This window comes from Pseudomonas sp. A39, from assembly GCF_058145955.1.
This window is the reverse complement of the sequence record NZ_JBYVMD010000016.1, coordinates 55,690-72,163: the sequence shown is the minus strand read 5'-3', so window position 1 is coordinate 72,163 and position 16,474 is coordinate 55,690. Positions and strand designations below refer to the sequence as shown.

Below are 16,474 nucleotides of genomic sequence, written 5' to 3'. Positions count from 1 at the left end.
GCGTGGCGACCATCATGAAGAAAGTGGATGCAGTGATCGTAGGCTTCGGCTGGACCGGCGCGATCATGGCCAAGGAACTGACGGAAGCAGGTCTCAACGTGGTCGCGCTGGAGCGCGGCCCGATGCAGGACACTTACCCGGACGGCAACTATCCCCAGGTCATCGACGAATTGACCTACAGCGTGCGTAAGAAACTCTTCCAGGATATCTCCAAAGAGACGGTGACCATTCGCCACAGCGTGAATGACGTTGCCCTGCCTAACCGTCAGTTAGGTGCGTTTTTGCCGGGCAATGGCGTGGGGGGCGCGGGCCTGCACTGGTCGGGCGTGCATTTCCGGGTCGACCCGATCGAGCTGCGTATGCGCAGCCATTACGAAGAGCGCTACGGCAAGCAGTTCATTCCCAAGGACATGACCATCCAGGACTTCGGCGTCAGCTATGAAGAGCTGGAGCCGTTTTTCGACTACGCGGAAAAAGTCTTCGGCACCTCCGGCCAAGCCTGGACCGTGAAAGGTCAGCGAGTAGGCGAAGGCCGTGGCGGCAACCCGTATGCACCGGATCGCTCCAACCCGTTCCCACTGGAAGCGCAGAAGAACACCGTCTCCGCACAGCTGTTTCAGAAAGCGGCTGCCAGCGTGGGTTACAAACCCTACAACCTGCCGTCAGCCAATACATCGGGGCCTTACACCAACCCCTACGGCGCGCAGATGGGCCCGTGCAACTTCTGTGGCTTCTGCAGTGGCTACGTGTGCTACATGTATTCCAAGGCTTCGCCGAACGTGAACATCCTGCCGGCGCTGCGCCAGGTGCCGAACTTTGAGCTGCGGCCCAATTCCCACGTGCTCAAGGTCAACCTCGACAGCACCAAGAGCAAGGCCACCGGCGTGACGTATATCGACGCCCAGGGCCGCGAATGCGAGCAGCCGGCCGATCTGGTGATTCTCGGTGCCTTCCAGTTTCACAACGTGCGCTTGATGCTGTTGTCGGGCATCGGCAAGCCCTACGACCCGATTACCAATGAGGGCGTGGTGGGCAGGAACTTTGCCTACCAGAACATGGCGACCATCAAGGCGTTCTTCGACAAGGACACCCACACCAACAACTTCATCGGTGCGGGCGGTAATGGCGTGGCCATCGATGACTTCAACGCCGATAACTTCGACCACGGGCCTCACGGCTTCGTGGGCGGTTCGCCGATGTGGGTCAACCAGGCCGGCAGCCGGCCGATTGCCGGCACCTCCAACCCGCCGGGTACCCCGGCCTGGGGCAGCGCGTGGAAGCGCGCCACCGCCGATTACTACACCCACCAAGTGTCGATGGATGCCCATGGCGCCCATCAATCCTACCGGGGCAACTACTTGGATCTGGACCCGGTTTACCGCGATGCCTACGGCCTGCCGCTGCTGCGGATGACGTTCGACTGGCAGGAAAACGACATCAAGATGAACCGCTTCATGGTCGAGAAAATGGGCAAGGTCGCTGAGGCGATGAACCCCAAGGCGATTGCCGTGCTTGGCAAAAAGGTCGGTGAACACTTCAACACGGCGTCCTACCAGACCACCCACCTCAATGGCGGCGCGATCATGGGCACCGACCCGAAAACCAGTGCGTTGAACCGTTACCTGCAGTGCTGGGATGTACACAACGTGTTTGTCCCAGGCGCCTCCGCGTTCCCACAAGGCTTGGGCTACAACCCTACCGGCTTGGTGGCGGCGCTGACCTATTGGTCGGCCCGTGCGATCCGCGAGCAGTACCTGAAAAACCCCGGCCCACTGGTTCAGGCATAAGGAGCGATGACCATGAAAGCACTTGTTATCGCGACCTTCGCCCTGTTCAGCAGCTGCTCGGTGAGCGCCGCTGAAACCGACTTGATCAAGCAAGGGGAATACCTGGCCCGCGCCGGTGACTGCGTGGCCTGCCACACCGCCAAGGGCGGCAAACCCTTTGCCGGCGGGCTGCCGATGGAAACCCCCATCGGTGTGATCTATTCCACCAATATCACCCCGCACAAGACCGGCCTGGGCGACTACAGCTTCGAAGACTTCGACAAGGCCGTGCGCCATGGCGTCGCCAAGAGCGGTAGTACGCTTTACCCGGCGATGCCCTACCCGTCTTACGCACGCGTCAGTGACAGCGATATGCAGGCGTTGTACGCCTATTTCATGAAGGGTGTTGAGCCGGTCGCCCAGGAGAACAAGGACAGCGATATTCCCTGGCCCTTGAGCATGCGTTGGCCGCTGGCGGCGTGGCGATGGATGTTTGCCCCGTCTGTCGAAGAGCATCCGGTGCAGGCCGCTGCCGATCCGGTGATCAGCCGTGGCGCTTACCTGGTGGAAGGCCTCGGCCACTGCGGCGCGTGCCATACGCCACGGGCGTTGACCATGCAGGAAAAAGCCCTGAGCGCCACTGACGGCAACGCCTTCCTGTCCGGCAGCGCGCCACTGGAAGGCTGGATTGCCAAGAGCCTGCGCGGTGACCACAAGGACGGCCTCGGCAGTTGGAGCGAGGAGCAATTGGTGCAATTTCTCAAGACCGGTCGCAGTGATCGCAGTGCGGTGTTTGGTGGCATGAGCGATGTTGTCGTCCACAGCATGCAGTACATGTCGGAAAATGACCTGACGGCTATCGCCCGTTACCTCAAGAGCCTGCCGGCGGTGGACCCCAAGGATCAGCCGCACCCGTACGACAAGCAGGTAGCGGATGCCCTGTGGAAAGGCGATGACAGCCAGCGCGGCGCCTCGGTGTATATCGACAACTGCGCCGCCTGCCACCGTACCGATGGCCATGGTTATACACGCGTGTTCCCGGCGTTGGCGGGCAACCCGGTGTTGCAGACGGCGGATGCCACATCGTTGATCAACCTCGTGTTGAACGGCGGTACTCTGCCGGCTACCCACGCGGCGCCGTCGACGTTCACCATGCCGGCGTTCGCCTGGCGCCTGTCTGACCAGGAGGTGGCCGACGTGGTCAGTTTCATCCGGGGTAGCTGGGGCAATAAAGGCGCGCCTGTGACCGCCAGCGACGTGAAGAACCTGCGCCAGAACGACATGCGTACCACCTCTGGCGATGACCTGGGACAAGTGACGCAAAAGCACTGATCCCTCCCTGGCCGCCAAACGGCACTGGTCAGAAACCTCGCGCCTCGATACTGTATATAAAAACAGTATCGAGGCGCTTTCATGTCTACTCCGCTGCCACCCCGAGGCCGGGGCACGGCCACCAACCTGCACAACCGCTTTGCGCCCACTGTCAGCGTGGCCGAAGACGACGGCTGGTTCCAGGAAGTGCCGCCGACCCAGGGCACCGAAGTGCGCATCGAAACGGCCAAGACCATCATCACCCGCAACAACTCGCCGGACTTGCCGTTTGATCGGTCGATCAACCCCTACCGTGGCTGCGAGCACGGCTGCATCTACTGCTATGCCCGGCCCAGCCATGCCTATTGGGACATGTCGCCGGGGTTGGATTTCGAAACCAAACTGATCGCCAAGACCAACGCTGCCGAGGTGCTGGAGCAGCAACTGTCAAAGCCGGGCTACGTGTGTGCGCCGATCAACCTCGGTTCCAATACCGACCCGTACCAGCCGATCGAGCGCGAGTACACCATCACCCGGCAAACCCTGGAAGTGCTGCTGCGTTATCGCCACCCGGTGACCATCATCACTAAGGGTTCACTGATTTTGCGCGACCTGGACCTGCTCACCGAGCTGGCCCGCCAGCGACTGGTGGCCGTGATGATCAGCCTCACCAGCCTGGATGATGAACTCAAGCGCATCCTCGAGCCACGCACGGCGGCGCCCAAGGCGCGGTTGCGGGCGATTCGGGTGATGCGTGACGCCGGGATCCCGGTGGGCGTGCTGTGCTCGCCGATGATCCCGATGATCAACGACAGTGAATTGGAAAGCCTGTTAACCGAAGCCCATGCCGCTGGCGCGCAAAGTGCCGCATACATGATGCTGCGCCTGCCGCTGGAGGTGGCGCCGTTGTTCGAGGAGTGGCTGGCGGCGCATTACCCGCAACGCGCGGCCCACGTGATGAGCCTGGTGCGTCAGGTGCGGGGCGGTGAGGTTTACGACAGCCGCTTCGGCGTGCGCATGCGTGGCGAAGGGCCGTTTGCCGATTTGCTGGCGCAGCGCTTCAGCAAGGCGATCAAGCGCCTGGGGCTCAACCGGCGGGAAGGCTTCAACCTCGATTGCAGCGCCTTTTGTCCACCGGGCAGGCAGATGGCTTTGTTGTAGACTGAAGAGGTAAAAGGCGACATCCCTGTGGGAATGGTCGCGTTTTGACATCACTGAAAGCCGCGAGATAGAGCGGTTCATTCAGTTTGAGTTAAGTTTCGACGGTTACCTTGTTCAGCGAGTGACTGATGAGTCGGCGGCCCGGTTTGTAGCGTTTACAACTATTGCCTTGGCCTGACGTCGAACTGAGCTGAAAACTCCCCCTGCATTAATCAAGAGGATGAATCATGAGTGACAAGGATAAACAGCCGTTGGCTGCGTCGGCTTCTGCCTCTCCGGTGGCTGAAACCGCCGATGCAGCGCTGCAGCATATCGTTGACGGCTTTTTGCATTTCCATCACGACGTCTTCCCACAGCAGGAAGAACTCTTCAAGAAACTCGCCACGGCGCAGAGCCCACGGGCGATGTTTATCACCTGCGCGGACTCGCGCATCGTGCCTGAGCTGATTACCCAAAGCTCACCGGGCGACCTGTTCGTAACGCGTAACGTCGGCAACGTTGTGCCGCCATACGGCCAGATGAACGGCGGTGTTTCCACGGCCATCGAGTACGCGGTTCTCGCCTTGGGCGTGCAGCACATCATCGTCTGCGGGCACTCCGATTGCGGCGCTATGCGGGCGGTCCTCAATCCCGCCAGCCTGGAGAAGATGCCGACGGTAAGGGCCTGGCTGCGGCACGCCGAGGTCGCCAAGTCCATGGTCGAGGACAACTGCGACTGCGCCAATGAAGGCGAAAGCATGAAGGTGCTGACCGAAGAAAACGTCATCGCCCAACTGCAGCATTTGCGTACCCACCCTTCCGTGGCCTCGCGCATGGCCAATGGTCAACTGTTTATCCACGGTTGGATCTACAACATCGAGACCAGCGAAATCCGCGCCTACGATGCCGACCAGTCGGCGTTCCGACCGTTGGGCGGCGAAGGGCCAATTCCTTCCGCGACGCCTAAAGCGCGCTTCTAAAACACTTCCCTGCCGGGTAAAGCGGTGGCTGCCATGGACGCAGCCAGGCTTTACCGCGCCCGGTAAATGCCTCGGGAGAGTCATCATGCGTGCTGCTCAATTGAAAGCTGTAATACCTCGAGAGCTACTCGCCTCGGTGGTCGTGTTTCTGGTCGCCCTGCCCCTGTGCATGGGCATCGCAATCGCTTCCGGCATGCCGCCGGCCAAGGGCCTGATCACTGGGATCATCGGTGGCCTGGTGGTGGGTTGGCTGGCCGGCTCGCCGTTGCAGGTCAGCGGCCCGGCGGCGGGTCTGGCGGTGTTGGTGTTCGAGCTGGTGCGCCAGCATGGGATGATGATGCTTGGGCCGATCCTGCTGCTCGCAGGCTTCCTGCAACTGGTGGCCGGGCGTCTGCGCCTGGGTTGCTGGTTCCGCGTCACGGCCCCGGCAGTGGTGTATGGCATGCTGGCGGGCATTGGCGTGCTGATCGTGTTATCGCAGATGCACGTGATGCTCGATGGCGCGCCCAAGCCTTCGGGTCTGGATAACCTGGCGGGTTTCCCGGCGGCGTTGGCCGAGTCGATCCCGACCTTGGGTGGCGGCTTGGGCTGGCAGGCAGGATTGCTCGGTTTGTCGACGATGCTGGTGATGTACGTCTGGGATAAATTCCGCCCGCAGAAGCTGCGCTTTGTGCCCGGCGCCTTGCTGGGTGTGGGGCTGACCACCGTCGTCAGCCTGGTGCTGGCATTGCAGGTCAAGCGTGTGGAAGTCCCGGAGAACCTTGCCGATGCCATCGATTGGCTGCGCCCCAGTGATCTGCTGAACCTTGCCGATCCGCAGTTGCTGATTGCGGCCTTCGCCGTGGCGTTTATCGCGAGTGCCGAGACGTTGCTTTCCGCCGCCGCGGTAGACCGCATGCACAGCGGGCAGCGTTCCGATTTCGATAAGGAATTGTCTGCTCAAGGTGTAGGCAACATGCTGTGCGGCCTGGTAGGTGCACTGCCGATGACCGGTGTGATCGTGCGCAGCTCGGCCAACGTACAGGCCGGTGCTACCACCCGCCTGTCGGCGATGTTCCACGGTGTGTGGCTGTTGGGCTTTGTATTGCTGCTGTCGAGTGTGTTGCAAAGCATTCCGGTGGCGAGCCTGGCCGGCGTGCTGGTGTACACCGGGATCAAGCTGGTCGACATCAAGGCGTTCAAAGCCCTCGGGCGCTATGGGCGGATGCCGATGTTTACGTATGCGGCGACGGCTTTGGCGATCATCTTTACCGACCTGCTGACCGGCGTTCTGGTGGGCTTCGGGTTGACGCTGGTCAAGCTGGCGCTCAAGGCGTCACGGCTTAAGGTCAGCTTGATCGACTTGCCCCAGGACGGTGAGATGGAGCTGCGTCTGATCGGTGCGGCGACCTTTCTGAAAGTGCCGGCGTTGACCCAGGTATTGTCGACGGTGCCTGCGGGAAGCACCGTGCATGTGCCGCTCAATAACTTGAGCTATATCGACCATTCCTGCCTGGAGTTGCTGGAGGAGTGGGGACGGGCGAATGCGGCGAAGGGTTCAAGGCTGGTGATCGAGGCGCGTGGGTTGAAGCGCCGGTTGGAAGGTCGGGTGAGGACGACGACCGGGATAGGTTCGGCGGCTTCTACTGGCTGACGAAACCGGATAAAAATGTGGGAGGGGGCTTGCCACCTCCCACATTTGGTTCGCGTCAGACTGAAAGTTTAAGCCGGCTGATCCAACGCCAACTCAACCCCCAACTGCCGCGACAGGCACGGCCAGCGCTTCCACGCCGCTTCCGTGTCCGGGCTCTTCAGTTGCTCGCGATAGGCCTCGACCGACTCCAGCGCAAAGCTCTCTTCGTTGAGCATTTCATCCACCGCGTGGTGCACCGCTTCATCCAGCTGGTTGGCAAACGCTTCGCCGATCAGTTGATGGGCGATGACATTGGCCACGGTGGTATCCGCCGGAATCAACGGCTGACCGAAATGCTTGATATACAGATCGTTTACTTCTTCCACCAGGCGATGAGCCAGGTAAGCCTCGTCCAGCAGGCCATCGAGCCCTTCATGGCCGGCCAGGATAGCGGGTGGTTGCAGGAAAAAATGCTCGGCGATCTTCAGCACCGGCTTGATCTGGCTTTCGATACCGGCCTCGCGGGCCACATCGTTGGCGGCGTCCAGCAACTCCGGGACGAGGTCGATGTAGGCGGTCACAAAGCGGGCCATGACAATGTTGCGATCACCGTCAGCCAGGGCGATGGCCGAATGCAGGTGCGGCAATTGTTTTTCCAGTTGCTGGGCCAGCTGGCCCGTGCTGGCTTCGTGTTGATGGGCACGGGAAATCTGCTCGCGCAATGCGGCGGTGTTCATGAAGGCTCCAGTCATGCAGGCGTAGGAATAGGGAGAGGATAAGGTAGCTCGTTTATACGAGCGCCTCAGACGCATTTGTCATAATTATTTCATGGTTATGCGCGGGCGTTATATCGAATCGCGATAGATAACGGGATAAACGATTCCGCCGCCTATTTCATTAGCCTGAAACACCTCATTTTTGCTCATTTACCCCTACACATTGCGGGGTTGCAGAGCGTGTCTATACTCGGATTTGTACGCGATTAGCTGATGACGCCAGACTGCATAAGCAGGCAAGGCTAAGCGGTTGTAAGCAGTATGGAAGCCGCTCCCTTCGACGCAGGTGCATACCGGCGGGATAACAAGAACGATAAGGGGAACCCGCAATGATGCGACATCCACACGTTTGGATGGGCCTCCTGTTGTGGTCGGTATTCGGCCAGGCGCACGCCGCCTGGACAACGAATATGGCGCCAGGGGCGACAGAAGTCAGTCACGCTGTGTTCGACCTGCACATGACCATTTTCTGGATCTGTGTGGTGATCGGCATCATCGTGTTTGGCGCGATGTTCTGGTCGATGATTGTTCATCGCCGGTCCACGGGGCAGGTTGCGGCCAAGTTCCACGAGAGCACCACCGTGGAGATCCTCTGGACCGTCGTGCCGTTGTTGATCCTGATCGCGATGGCCATTCCGGCAACCAAGACCCTGATCAATATCTACGACAGCAGTGAGTCGGATATCGATATCCAGGTCACCGGCTATCAATGGAAGTGGCATTACAAATACCTGGGCCAGGATGTGGAGTTCTTCAGCAACCTGGCCACGCCCGCCGAGCAGATCCACAACCAAGCCACCAAGGGCGAACACTACCTGCTGGAAGTCGACCAGCCGCTGGTGTTGCCGGTGGGGGCCAAGGTGCGCTTTCTGGTGACCGCCGCCGACGTGATCCACTCCTGGTGGGTACCGGCGTTTGCGGTCAAGCGCGACGCCATCCCAGGCTTTGTCAACGAGGCTTGGACCCGCGTAGAGAAGCCTGGCATCTACCGTGGCCAGTGCGCCGAATTGTGCGGCAAAGACCACGGTTTCATGCCCATCGTGGTCGAGGTCAAGTCCAAGGCCGATTACGAAACCTGGCTGGGCGAGCGCAAGGAAGAGGCCGCCAAGCTCAAGGAGCTGACCTCCAAAGAGTGGACGCTGGAAGAGCTGGTAGCCCGTGGCGACAAGGTCTACCACACCACGTGCGTGGCCTGTCACCAGGCCGAAGGCCAGGGCCTGCCACCGATGTTCCCGGCACTCAAGGGCTCGAAAATTGCCACCGGACCGAAGGAAGGCCACCTGAGCCTCGTCTACCACGGCAAGCCCGGCACCGCGATGGCGGCCTTCGGCAAGCAGCTTTCGGAAGTGGATATCGCCGCCGTAGTGACCTACGAGCGCAATGCCTGGGGCAACAACAAAGGCGACATGGTCACGCCTAAAGACGTGCTGGCCATCAAGCAGGCGGAAAGCAAATGACCTACTCCAAGGCGTTTACCTCGACCCGCCCCGCCCACTTGCTTGCAGGAGAACGGCCATGAGCGCTGTGATCGATGACCATGGTCACGCCGACCATGCCCACGGCCCCGCGAAGGGCTTGATGCGCTGGGTGCTGACCACCAACCACAAAGACATCGGCACCCTGTACCTCTGGTTTGCCTTCTCCATGTTCCTGCTCGGCGGCTCGTTCGCCATGGTGATCCGGGCCGAGCTGTTCCAGCCCGGCCTGCAGATTGTCGAGCCGGCGTTTTTCAACCAGATGACCACGATGCACGGCCTGATCATGGTGTTCGGCGCGGTGATGCCGGCGTTCGTCGGCCTGGCCAACTGGATGATCCCATTGATGATCGGCGCGCCCGACATGGCCCTGCCGCGCATGAACAACTTCAGCTTCTGGCTGCTGCCGGCGGCGTTCCTGCTGCTGGTCTCGACGCTTTTCACGCCGGGCGGCGGGCCGAACTTCGGCTGGACGTTCTACGCCCCGCTCTCCACTACCTACGCGCCGGAAAGCGTGACGTTCTTCATCTTTGCCATCCACCTGATGGGCATCAGTTCGATCATGGGCGCGATCAACGTGGTCGCGACCATCCTCAACCTGCGCGCACCCGGCATGACATTGATGAAAATGCCGCTGTTCGTCTGGACCTGGCTGATCACTGCGTTCCTGCTGATCGCGGTGATGCCGGTGCTGGCCGGTTGCGTGACCATGATGCTGATGGACATCCACTTCGGCACCAGCTTCTTCAGTGCGGCCGGCGGCGGTGATCCGGTGCTGTTCCAGCATGTGTTCTGGTTCTTCGGCCACCCCGAGGTGTACATCATGATTCTGCCGGCCTTCGGCGCCGTCAGCTCGATCATCCCGACCTTTTCGCGCAAGCCGCTGTTTGGCTACACCTCGATGGTCTACGCCACGGCGAGCATCGCGTTCCTCTCGTTCATCGTGTGGGCGCACCATATGTTCGTGGTCGGCATTCCGTTGGTGGGCGAGTTGTTCTTCATGTACGCCACCCTGCTGATCGCCGTCCCGACAGGGGTGAAGGTCTTCAACTGGGTCAGTACCATGTGGCAGGGCTCGCTGACCTTCGAGACGCCGATGCTGTTCGCCGTGGCCTTCGTGATTCTGTTCACCATCGGCGGGTTTTCCGGGCTGATGCTGGCGATTGCGCCAGCGGACTTCCAGTATCACGACACCTACTTCGTGGTGGCGCACTTCCATTACGTACTGGTGCCCGGCGCGATCTTCGGCATCTTCGCCTCGGCCTACTACTGGCTGCCGAAATGGACCGGCCACATGTACGACGAAACCCTGGGCAAGCTGCACTTCTGGCTGTCTTTCGTGGGCATGAACATGGCGTTTTTCCCGATGCACTTCGTCGGGCTGGCGGGCATGCCGCGGCGGGTGCCGGACTACAACCTGCAATTCGCCGACTTCAACATGGTTTCGTCGATTGGCGCCTTCATGTTTGGTGCTACGCAGATCTTCTTCCTGTTCATCGTGATCAAGTGCATCCGTGGCGGCGCGCCTGCGCCGGCCAAACCGTGGGATGGCGCCGAAGGCCTGGAGTGGAGCATCCCCTCGCCTGCGCCGTACCACACCTTCACGACGCCGCCGGAGGTCAAATGAACACGCCTTGGCACTGCGTACACGGCCAATGTGGGAGGGGGCTTGCCCCCGATGGCGGTGTGTCAGCCGACATCATTATTGGCTGTAAAACAGCTATCGGGGGCAAGCCCCCTCCCACAATGGCCTCATTCACATTGAGTGGGCGTCATGGCTGAATCCTTGCCGATCAAGCGCCTGGTCACCCGCCTGCTGATCCTGGTGGTGGCAATGTTCGCCTTCGGCTTTGCGCTGGTGCCGATCTACGACGTGATGTGCAAGGCGTTCGGCATCAACGGCAAGACGGCCGGGCAGTACGAGGGGTCGCAGGTGGTGGACCCAACGCGCCAGGTGCGTGTGCAATTTTTGTCCACCAACGCCATCGACATGGTCTGGGATTTCTACGCCAAGGCTGACGAAGTGGTGGTCAACCCAGGCGCGGTGACCGAGATGTTGTTCGTGGCCTACAACCCCACCGACAAACCCATGACCGCACAGGCCGTACCGAGTATTTCCCCGGCCGAAGCGGCGATGTATTTCCACAAGACCGAGTGCTTTTGCTTCACCCAGCAAGTGCTGCAGCCAGGCCAGCGTATCGAGATGCCAGTGCGCTTCATTGTCGACCGTGACATGCCCAAGGATGTGAAGCATTTGACCCTGGCGTACACGCTGTTTGATATCACTGCGCGCCAACCGCCGGTGGCTGTGCACACCGGGGGCTAGCTACTGTTTGCCCGCTCAATCAGGAGAGCGAATACATGTCGACTCATGATACGTACTACGTACCAGCGCAAAGCAAATGGCCGATAATTGCCACGATTGGCATGCTGGTCACCGTGTACGGCCTGGCCGTGTGGTTCAACGACCTGAAGGCGGCGCGCCCGGAATCCCACGGCCCGTGGATCTTTTTCATCGGTGGCCTGCTGGTGGCCTACATGATGTTTGGCTGGTTCGGCGCGGTGATCAAGGAAAGCCGCGCCGGTTTGTACAGTTCGCAGATGGACCGCTCGTTCCGCTGGGGCATGACGTGGTTCATCTTTTCCGAAGTGATGTTCTTTATCGCATTCTTTGGTGCGCTGTTTTATGTACGGCACATGTCCGGCCCTTGGCTGGGCGGCGAAGGGCATAAGGGCATTGCGCACATGCTGTGGCCGAATTTCGAATTTGCGTGGCCGTTGCTGAACAACCCCGATCCGAAAATGTACCCCGCGCCGGAAGGCACCATCAGCCCTTGGGGCCTGCCGCTGGTCAATACCATCCTGCTGGTGAGTTCCAGCGTGACCATCACCATCGCCCACCATGCGCTGCGCAAAGGCCATCGCGGTGCGCTGAAGATCTGGCTGGCGATCACGGTGCTGCTGGGCCTGGCATTCCTGGGGTTCCAGGCTGAGGAATACATCCACGCTTATAAAGAGCTGGGCCTGACCTTGGGCTCGGGCGTATACGGCGCGACCTTCTTCATGCTCACCGGATTTCACGGCGCCCACGTCACCATCGGCACGATCATTCTGTTCGTGATGCTGATGCGCATCCTCAAGGGGCATTTCAATGCCGAGCACCAGTTCGGCTTCGAGGCGGCCAGTTGGTATTGGCACTTTGTGGATGTGGTGTGGATCGGGCTGTTTTTCTTCGTCTATGTGCTGTGAAGCGGTTTACCACGGCGCATGAGAAACCAGTTGGCCGCTGAAAAAGCCCCAGGTGATCAACGCCAGGGTAATCACGGCCAGTACGACACGCACGGTCAAGGCGGTGACGAGGCGATTGGAGTTGCCCTCGTCCTTGACCAGGAAGAACAAGCCACTGAACAGACTCACAACGGTCGCGATCAGCATCAGGGCAATGGCGGCTTTGAGCATGGTCGGGCTCCAATGGGATGGGCGGGCAATGAAAACAAGTATAGCCAGCGCCGCAAAACGCTTTCGTCCAGGGATCGCACCCACTTTAGTGGTGCTGTTGTTGCTGCCGTTGATGGTGGGGCTGGGGTTCTGGCAGCTGTCCCGCGGCCATGAAAAGCAGCTGCTGGTGGACAGTTACACCGAGCGCCGCGCGGCGGATCCGATCAGCAGTGCGCAACTCACCGATATGCCTGACCCGGCCTTTCGCCGTGTGCGGCTGCGCGGACAATTCGATGCCGAACACAGCGTTTTTCTCGATAACCGCATGCGCGACGGCAAGGCCGGCGTTGAGCTGCTGCAACCCTTCCATGACCAGGCCAGCGGCCTGTGGCTGTTGCTCAATCGTGGTTGGCTGCCCTGGCCGGATCGGCGCACGCCACCGGTCTTCAGCACCCCTGAGCAACCTGTGAACCTGGATGCCTGGGTCTACGTCGCCCCCGGCGAAACCTTCCAGCTGCACGCCGACCCGGCGGGCGCGCAATGGCCGCGCCTGCTGACGGCGCTGCACCCGGCCGCGTTGTGGACGGAGCTGGGACGCAGCGGTTTCGCCTACGAGCTGCGGGCCGAAGCCGGCCCCGGCACCTACGAAACCACTTGGCCGATCGTGGCCATGGGGCCGGAAAAACACCTGGCGTACGCCGTGCAGTGGTTCGCCATGTCGCTGGCCCTGTTGGCGCTTTACCTCTACCTCGGATGGCACAACAAAAAGGAGAAGCCCCATGGGAGCGGCCATGAATCCACTCAACATGTCTGAAGTGCCTGATCGGCGCAAAGGCCGTTGGCAGTTGATCCTCATCCTGATGATGGTGATCGGTCCGATGGCGCTGGCGACCTTCATGTACAAGCTGCAGTTTTGGGTGCCGGACAGCCGCAGTTACCATGGCGAAATGATCGGCAACGGCCAGACCCGCGCCGACATCGGCGTGCAGGCTGATGAACAGCGTTGGCAACTGCTGGTGACCGCGCCCGCCGCTTGCGCCGCGGATTGCCAGCAACTGGTGTACCTCGCGCGGCAATTGCAGATTGGCCTGGGGCGCGATGCCTCCCGCGCCAGCCATGCCTTGGCCAGTGCTCAGCCGCTGGGCAGCGACTATGACGCCAAGCTCAAGGCCGAGTACCCGCAACTGCAACGTTACCCGCTGGACCTCTCGACCTTCAGCAAAAATGCCGGTGCGCCGGGTGATGCGCAGCTATGGATCGTCGATCCCCACGGCAACCTGGTGTTGCGCTACGACGCCAAGGTCAAGGGCAAGGACTTGCTCAACGACCTGCGCCACCTGCTGAAACTGTCCAACATCGGATAAGGGCATCGTCATGGCCAAACCTGGATTTCGCCTCGCGCTGTTTGCCACCTTGCTGGCGCTGATTGTCGTGCTGCTCGGCGCCTATACCCGCCTGACTCACGCCGGACTTGGCTGCCCGGACTGGCCCGGCTGCTACGGCTTTATCAGCGTGCCCAAGACCGAAGCCCAATTGGCCCATGCCGAGCTGCACTTCCCTGATGCGCCGGTGGAAGCGGACAAGGGCTGGGCCGAGATGACGCATCGCTACTTTGCCGGCACCTTGGGCTTGCTGATCGTATTGCTGGCCGCGCGCTCGTGGGGCCATCGGCGCGATCCGGGGCAGCCGGTGAAATTGCCGCTGTTCGTGCTGGCGGTGGTGTTCGCGCAGGCGGCGTTTGGCATGTGGACGGTGACGCTGAAGCTGTGGCCGCAGGTGGTGACGGGGCATTTACTCGGCGGCTTTGCGACCTTGAGCCTGCTGTTCCTGCTGACCCTGCGCCTGTCCGGGGTGTTGCCCGCCTTGATCGTGCCCAAGCGCCTGCAGTATTGGGCAACCGCCGGCCTGGTGCTGGTGATCGGCCAGATTGCGTTGGGCGGCTGGGTCAGTTCGAACTACGCGGCGGTGGCCTGTATTGATTTGCCGACCTGTCATGGCGAGTGGTGGCCGGCAGCGGATTTTGCCAATGGCTTTCATCTCACCCAGCACATCGGCCCCAACTACCTGGGCGGGCAGCTGGACAGCGAGGCGCGCACCGCCATCCACCTCACCCATCGTATGGGCGCCGTCATCGTCAGCCTGGTGCTGTTCGGCCTGGCCTGGCAATTACGCGCGGTCGGCATGACGCGATTGGCCGGCTTGCTGCTGATCGCCTTGGCGGCGCAAATCTGCCTGGGCCTGAGCAACGTATACTTCCATCTGCCGCTGCCGGTTGCGGTAGGGCATAACGCCGGCGGTGCGGCCTTGCTGCTGACGCTGGTACTGGTTAACTACCACGCCCGCACCAGCCTGGTCCGGGTGCGCAACCAGCTGCCGTTCGGCTGGCGCTTTATCCCGCGCAAACACGTATCGGGCCTCATCACCCTTAAAGGAGAGATGCCATGGCGACCTTGATCGGCGCGCGCCACCGCCAGGCGATCTGGCGAGACTATTTGGAGCTGACCAAGCCGAAGGTGGTGGTGCTGATGCTCATCACTTCGCTGGTGGGGATGTTCCTGGCGACCCGCGCCGGCGTGCCGTGGACGGTGCTGGTGTTTGGCAACCTGGGGATTGCCCTGTGTGCGGGGGGGGCGGCGGCGGTCAACCATGTGGTGGATCGGCGCATCGACGCGGTGATGGCGCGCACTCACAAGCGGCCGTTGGCGGAGGGCCGTGTGTCGCCGCTGGCGGCATTGGCGTTTGCATTGTTTCTGGCGGTTGCAGGATTGGCGCTGCTGCTGGCGTTCACCAACCCGCTGGCGGCCTGGTTGACGCTGGCCTCGTTGCTGGGTTATGCGGTGATCTACACCGGCTTTCTCAAGCGTGCCACGCCGCAAAACATCGTGATCGGTGGGCTGGCCGGAGCCGCGCCGCCGCTGTTGGGCTGGGTTGCCGTCACCGGCCACATCAGCGCCGAACCCTTGCTGCTGGTGCTGATCATCTTCGCCTGGACCCCGCCGCACTTCTGGGCCCTGGCCATTCACCGCAAGGAGGAATACGCCAAGGCCGATATCCCGATGCTGCCGGTCACCCATGGCGAGCATTACACCAAGGTGCATATCCTGCTTTATACCTTCGCCCTGCTGGCGGTGAGCCTGATGCCCTATGTCATTCATATGAGCGGCCTGCTGTACCTCGCGTGTGCGCTGGTATTGGGCGGGCGCTTTCTGCAATGGGCCTGGGTGCTGTACCGTGGCGCTCAGCCGCACGCGGCGATCAACACCTTCAAGTACTCTATCTGGTACTTGCTGCTGCTGTTCATCGCCCTGCTCGTAGACCACTACCTACTGTTGAACCTATGACTCGAACTCAAAAAACTGTCTTTATCCTGGTGGCCATTGTCGCGTTGATCATGGGCCTGACCGTCAACAAAGTGCTGAGTGGCAAAGGCCAGGGCGATCCCACCGCCTTGATCGACGCCGGCATCATCCTGCTGCCGCAAAGTCGCCAGCTGCCGCCGGTAACCATGACCAATCAGGAAGGGCAGCCGGTGGTGGTCAATGAGTTGAAAGGCAAGTGGAGCTTGTTGTTCTTCGGCTACACCTTCTGCCCGGACATCTGTCCGACCACCCTCGCCCAGCTGCGCCAGATCAAGAGCGAACTGCCCAAGGACGTTGTGGATAAGCTGCAGGTGATCCTGGTCAGCGTCGACCCGAACCGCGATACGCCGACCCAGCTCAAGCAGTACCTGGGCTACTTCGACCCGCAGTTCCAGGGCCTGACCGGCGCGAATGTGGAGGATGTGCAGAAGGTCTCGAATGCCGTGAGCATTCCGTTCATACCTGCCGATACCAGCAAGCCGAACTACACCGTCGACCACAGCGGCAACCTGGCGCTGATCGGGCCGGATGGGACGCAGCGCGGGTTTATTCGTGCGCCGTTGAATAACCAGAAGCTGGTGGCGCAGTTGCCGGGGTTGTTGAAGCGCAACTAACAG

General features: G+C 61.1%; 16 protein-coding genes. 14 read left to right on the top strand and 2 right to left on the bottom strand.

Features of this window, described 5'->3' with window-relative positions; translation table 11 throughout:
* Positions 1-2 precede the first annotated feature (2 nt).
* From AC3ZU9_RS14800 to AC3ZU9_RS14780, 5 genes are all read left to right on the top strand, one after another.
* On the top strand, positions 3-1,787 hold the full coding sequence (locus AC3ZU9_RS14800; protein WP_012721497.1) for a GMC family oxidoreductase: 1,785 nt from the start codon (positions 3-5) through the stop codon (positions 1,785-1,787).
* A 12-nt stretch (positions 1,788-1,799) separates the two neighbouring features.
* Positions 1,800-3,098, top strand: coding sequence for a c-type cytochrome (locus AC3ZU9_RS14795; RefSeq protein ID WP_490090894.1), 1,299 nt, complete (start codon positions 1,800-1,802; stop codon positions 3,096-3,098).
* Between the two features lie 81 nt (positions 3,099-3,179).
* On the top strand, positions 3,180-4,238 hold the full coding sequence (locus AC3ZU9_RS14790) for a PA0069 family radical SAM protein (RefSeq protein ID WP_093544855.1): 1,059 nt from the start codon (positions 3,180-3,182) through the stop codon (positions 4,236-4,238).
* Between the two features lie 227 nt (positions 4,239-4,465).
* Positions 4,466-5,197 carry a carbonic anhydrase gene (locus tag AC3ZU9_RS14785; RefSeq protein WP_043204601.1) on the top strand — a complete coding sequence of 244 codons (732 nt, stop codon included), beginning with the start codon at positions 4,466-4,468 and terminating at the stop codon, positions 5,195-5,197.
* An 85-nt stretch (positions 5,198-5,282) separates the two neighbouring features.
* Positions 5,283-6,830 (top strand): SulP family inorganic anion transporter, encoded by a 1,548-nt coding sequence (locus AC3ZU9_RS14780; RefSeq protein ID WP_122811684.1) that lies wholly within the window; start codon positions 5,283-5,285, stop codon positions 6,828-6,830.
* A gap of 68 nt (positions 6,831-6,898) precedes the next feature.
* Here AC3ZU9_RS14780 and AC3ZU9_RS14775 read toward each other — a convergent pair whose 3' ends face one another.
* Positions 6,899-7,546, bottom strand: coding sequence for a hypothetical protein (locus AC3ZU9_RS14775; RefSeq protein ID WP_012721502.1), 648 nt, complete (start codon positions 7,544-7,546; stop codon positions 6,899-6,901).
* Positions 7,547-7,914: 368 nt separating this feature from the next.
* On the opposite strand from AC3ZU9_RS14775, the gene coxB reads away from it, so the two are divergent.
* The 4 genes from coxB (at position 7,915) to AC3ZU9_RS14755 (ending at position 12,309) form a co-directional block, all read left to right on the top strand.
* Positions 7,915-9,042, top strand: a complete 1,128-nt coding sequence (coxB, locus tag AC3ZU9_RS14770; protein ID WP_012721503.1) for a cytochrome c oxidase subunit II — start codon at positions 7,915-7,917, stop codon at positions 9,040-9,042.
* A gap of 58 nt (positions 9,043-9,100) precedes the next feature.
* Positions 9,101-10,687, top strand: coding sequence for a cytochrome c oxidase subunit I (gene ctaD, locus AC3ZU9_RS14765; RefSeq protein ID WP_012721504.1), 1,587 nt, complete (start codon positions 9,101-9,103; stop codon positions 10,685-10,687).
* A 147-nt stretch (positions 10,688-10,834) separates the two neighbouring features.
* On the top strand, positions 10,835-11,386 hold the full coding sequence (locus AC3ZU9_RS14760; RefSeq protein WP_043204603.1) for a cytochrome c oxidase assembly protein: 552 nt from the start codon (positions 10,835-10,837) through the stop codon (positions 11,384-11,386).
* 35 nt (positions 11,387-11,421) lie between these two features.
* The gene (locus AC3ZU9_RS14755; protein ID WP_012721506.1) at positions 11,422-12,309 is read left to right on the top strand and encodes a cytochrome c oxidase subunit 3; all 888 of its coding nucleotides are present in this window, start codon (positions 11,422-11,424) and stop codon (positions 12,307-12,309) included.
* 6 nt (positions 12,310-12,315) lie between these two features.
* Here the strand turns inward: AC3ZU9_RS14755 and AC3ZU9_RS14750 are convergent, their stop codons facing one another.
* Complete coding sequence (locus tag AC3ZU9_RS14750) at positions 12,316-12,519, bottom strand: twin transmembrane helix small protein (RefSeq protein ID WP_012721507.1); 204 nt, start codon at positions 12,517-12,519, stop codon at positions 12,316-12,318.
* Positions 12,520-12,547: 28 nt separating this feature from the next.
* On the opposite strand from AC3ZU9_RS14750, the gene AC3ZU9_RS14745 reads away from it, so the two are divergent.
* From AC3ZU9_RS14745 to AC3ZU9_RS14725, 5 genes are read left to right on the top strand one after another with little or no spacing between them, the layout of a single operon-like run.
* Entirely contained in the window at positions 12,548-13,312 is a 765-nt protein-coding gene (locus AC3ZU9_RS14745) for an SURF1 family protein (RefSeq protein WP_490090893.1), read from the top strand.
* Entirely contained in the window at positions 13,278-13,862 is a 585-nt protein-coding gene (locus AC3ZU9_RS14740) for a PA_0111/PP_0108 family protein (RefSeq protein ID WP_012721509.1), read from the top strand. The genes AC3ZU9_RS14745 and AC3ZU9_RS14740 overlap by 35 nt, the downstream gene beginning before the upstream one ends.
* A 10-nt stretch (positions 13,863-13,872) precedes the next feature.
* Positions 13,873-14,952 (top strand): COX15/CtaA family protein, encoded by a 1,080-nt coding sequence (locus AC3ZU9_RS14735; RefSeq protein WP_490090892.1) that lies wholly within the window; start codon positions 13,873-13,875, stop codon positions 14,950-14,952.
* Complete coding sequence (gene cyoE, locus AC3ZU9_RS14730; RefSeq protein WP_012721511.1) at positions 14,940-15,839, top strand: heme o synthase; 900 nt, start codon at positions 14,940-14,942, stop codon at positions 15,837-15,839. Before AC3ZU9_RS14735 ends, cyoE begins: the two co-directional genes overlap by 13 nt.
* A complete protein-coding gene (locus tag AC3ZU9_RS14725) occupies positions 15,836-16,471 on the top strand; it encodes an SCO family protein (RefSeq protein ID WP_012721512.1) in 636 nt (211 codons plus the stop codon). The genes cyoE and AC3ZU9_RS14725 overlap by 4 nt, the downstream gene beginning before the upstream one ends.
* Positions 16,472-16,474 lie beyond the last annotated feature (3 nt).

Coding starts and splice junctions, on each gene's coding strand:
- AC3ZU9_RS14795 (WP_490090894.1), top strand. CDS start 1,800: ATGAAAGCACTTGTTATCGCGACCTTCGCCCTGTTCAGCAGCTGCTCG.
- AC3ZU9_RS14785 (WP_043204601.1), top strand. CDS start 4,466: ATGAGTGACAAGGATAAACAGCCGTTGGCTGCGTCGGCTTCTGCCTCT.
- AC3ZU9_RS14725 (WP_012721512.1), top strand. CDS start 15,836: ATGACTCGAACTCAAAAAACTGTCTTTATCCTGGTGGCCATTGTCGCG.
- AC3ZU9_RS14780 (WP_122811684.1), top strand. CDS start 5,283: ATGCGTGCTGCTCAATTGAAAGCTGTAATACCTCGAGAGCTACTCGCC.
- AC3ZU9_RS14790 (WP_093544855.1), top strand. CDS start 3,180: ATGTCTACTCCGCTGCCACCCCGAGGCCGGGGCACGGCCACCAACCTG.
- coxB (WP_012721503.1), top strand. CDS start 7,915: ATGATGCGACATCCACACGTTTGGATGGGCCTCCTGTTGTGGTCGGTA.
- AC3ZU9_RS14760 (WP_043204603.1), top strand. CDS start 10,835: ATGGCTGAATCCTTGCCGATCAAGCGCCTGGTCACCCGCCTGCTGATC.
- ctaD (WP_012721504.1), top strand. CDS start 9,101: ATGAGCGCTGTGATCGATGACCATGGTCACGCCGACCATGCCCACGGC.
- AC3ZU9_RS14745 (WP_490090893.1), top strand. CDS start 12,548: ATGAAAACAAGTATAGCCAGCGCCGCAAAACGCTTTCGTCCAGGGATC.
- AC3ZU9_RS14755 (WP_012721506.1), top strand. CDS start 11,422: ATGTCGACTCATGATACGTACTACGTACCAGCGCAAAGCAAATGGCCG.
- AC3ZU9_RS14775 (WP_012721502.1), bottom strand. CDS start 7,546: ATGAACACCGCCGCATTGCGCGAGCAGATTTCCCGTGCCCATCAACAC.
- AC3ZU9_RS14750 (WP_012721507.1), bottom strand. CDS start 12,519: ATGCTCAAAGCCGCCATTGCCCTGATGCTGATCGCGACCGTTGTGAGT.
- cyoE (WP_012721511.1), top strand. CDS start 14,940: ATGGCGACCTTGATCGGCGCGCGCCACCGCCAGGCGATCTGGCGAGAC.
- AC3ZU9_RS14740 (WP_012721509.1), top strand. CDS start 13,278: ATGGGAGCGGCCATGAATCCACTCAACATGTCTGAAGTGCCTGATCGG.
- AC3ZU9_RS14735 (WP_490090892.1), top strand. CDS start 13,873: ATGGCCAAACCTGGATTTCGCCTCGCGCTGTTTGCCACCTTGCTGGCG.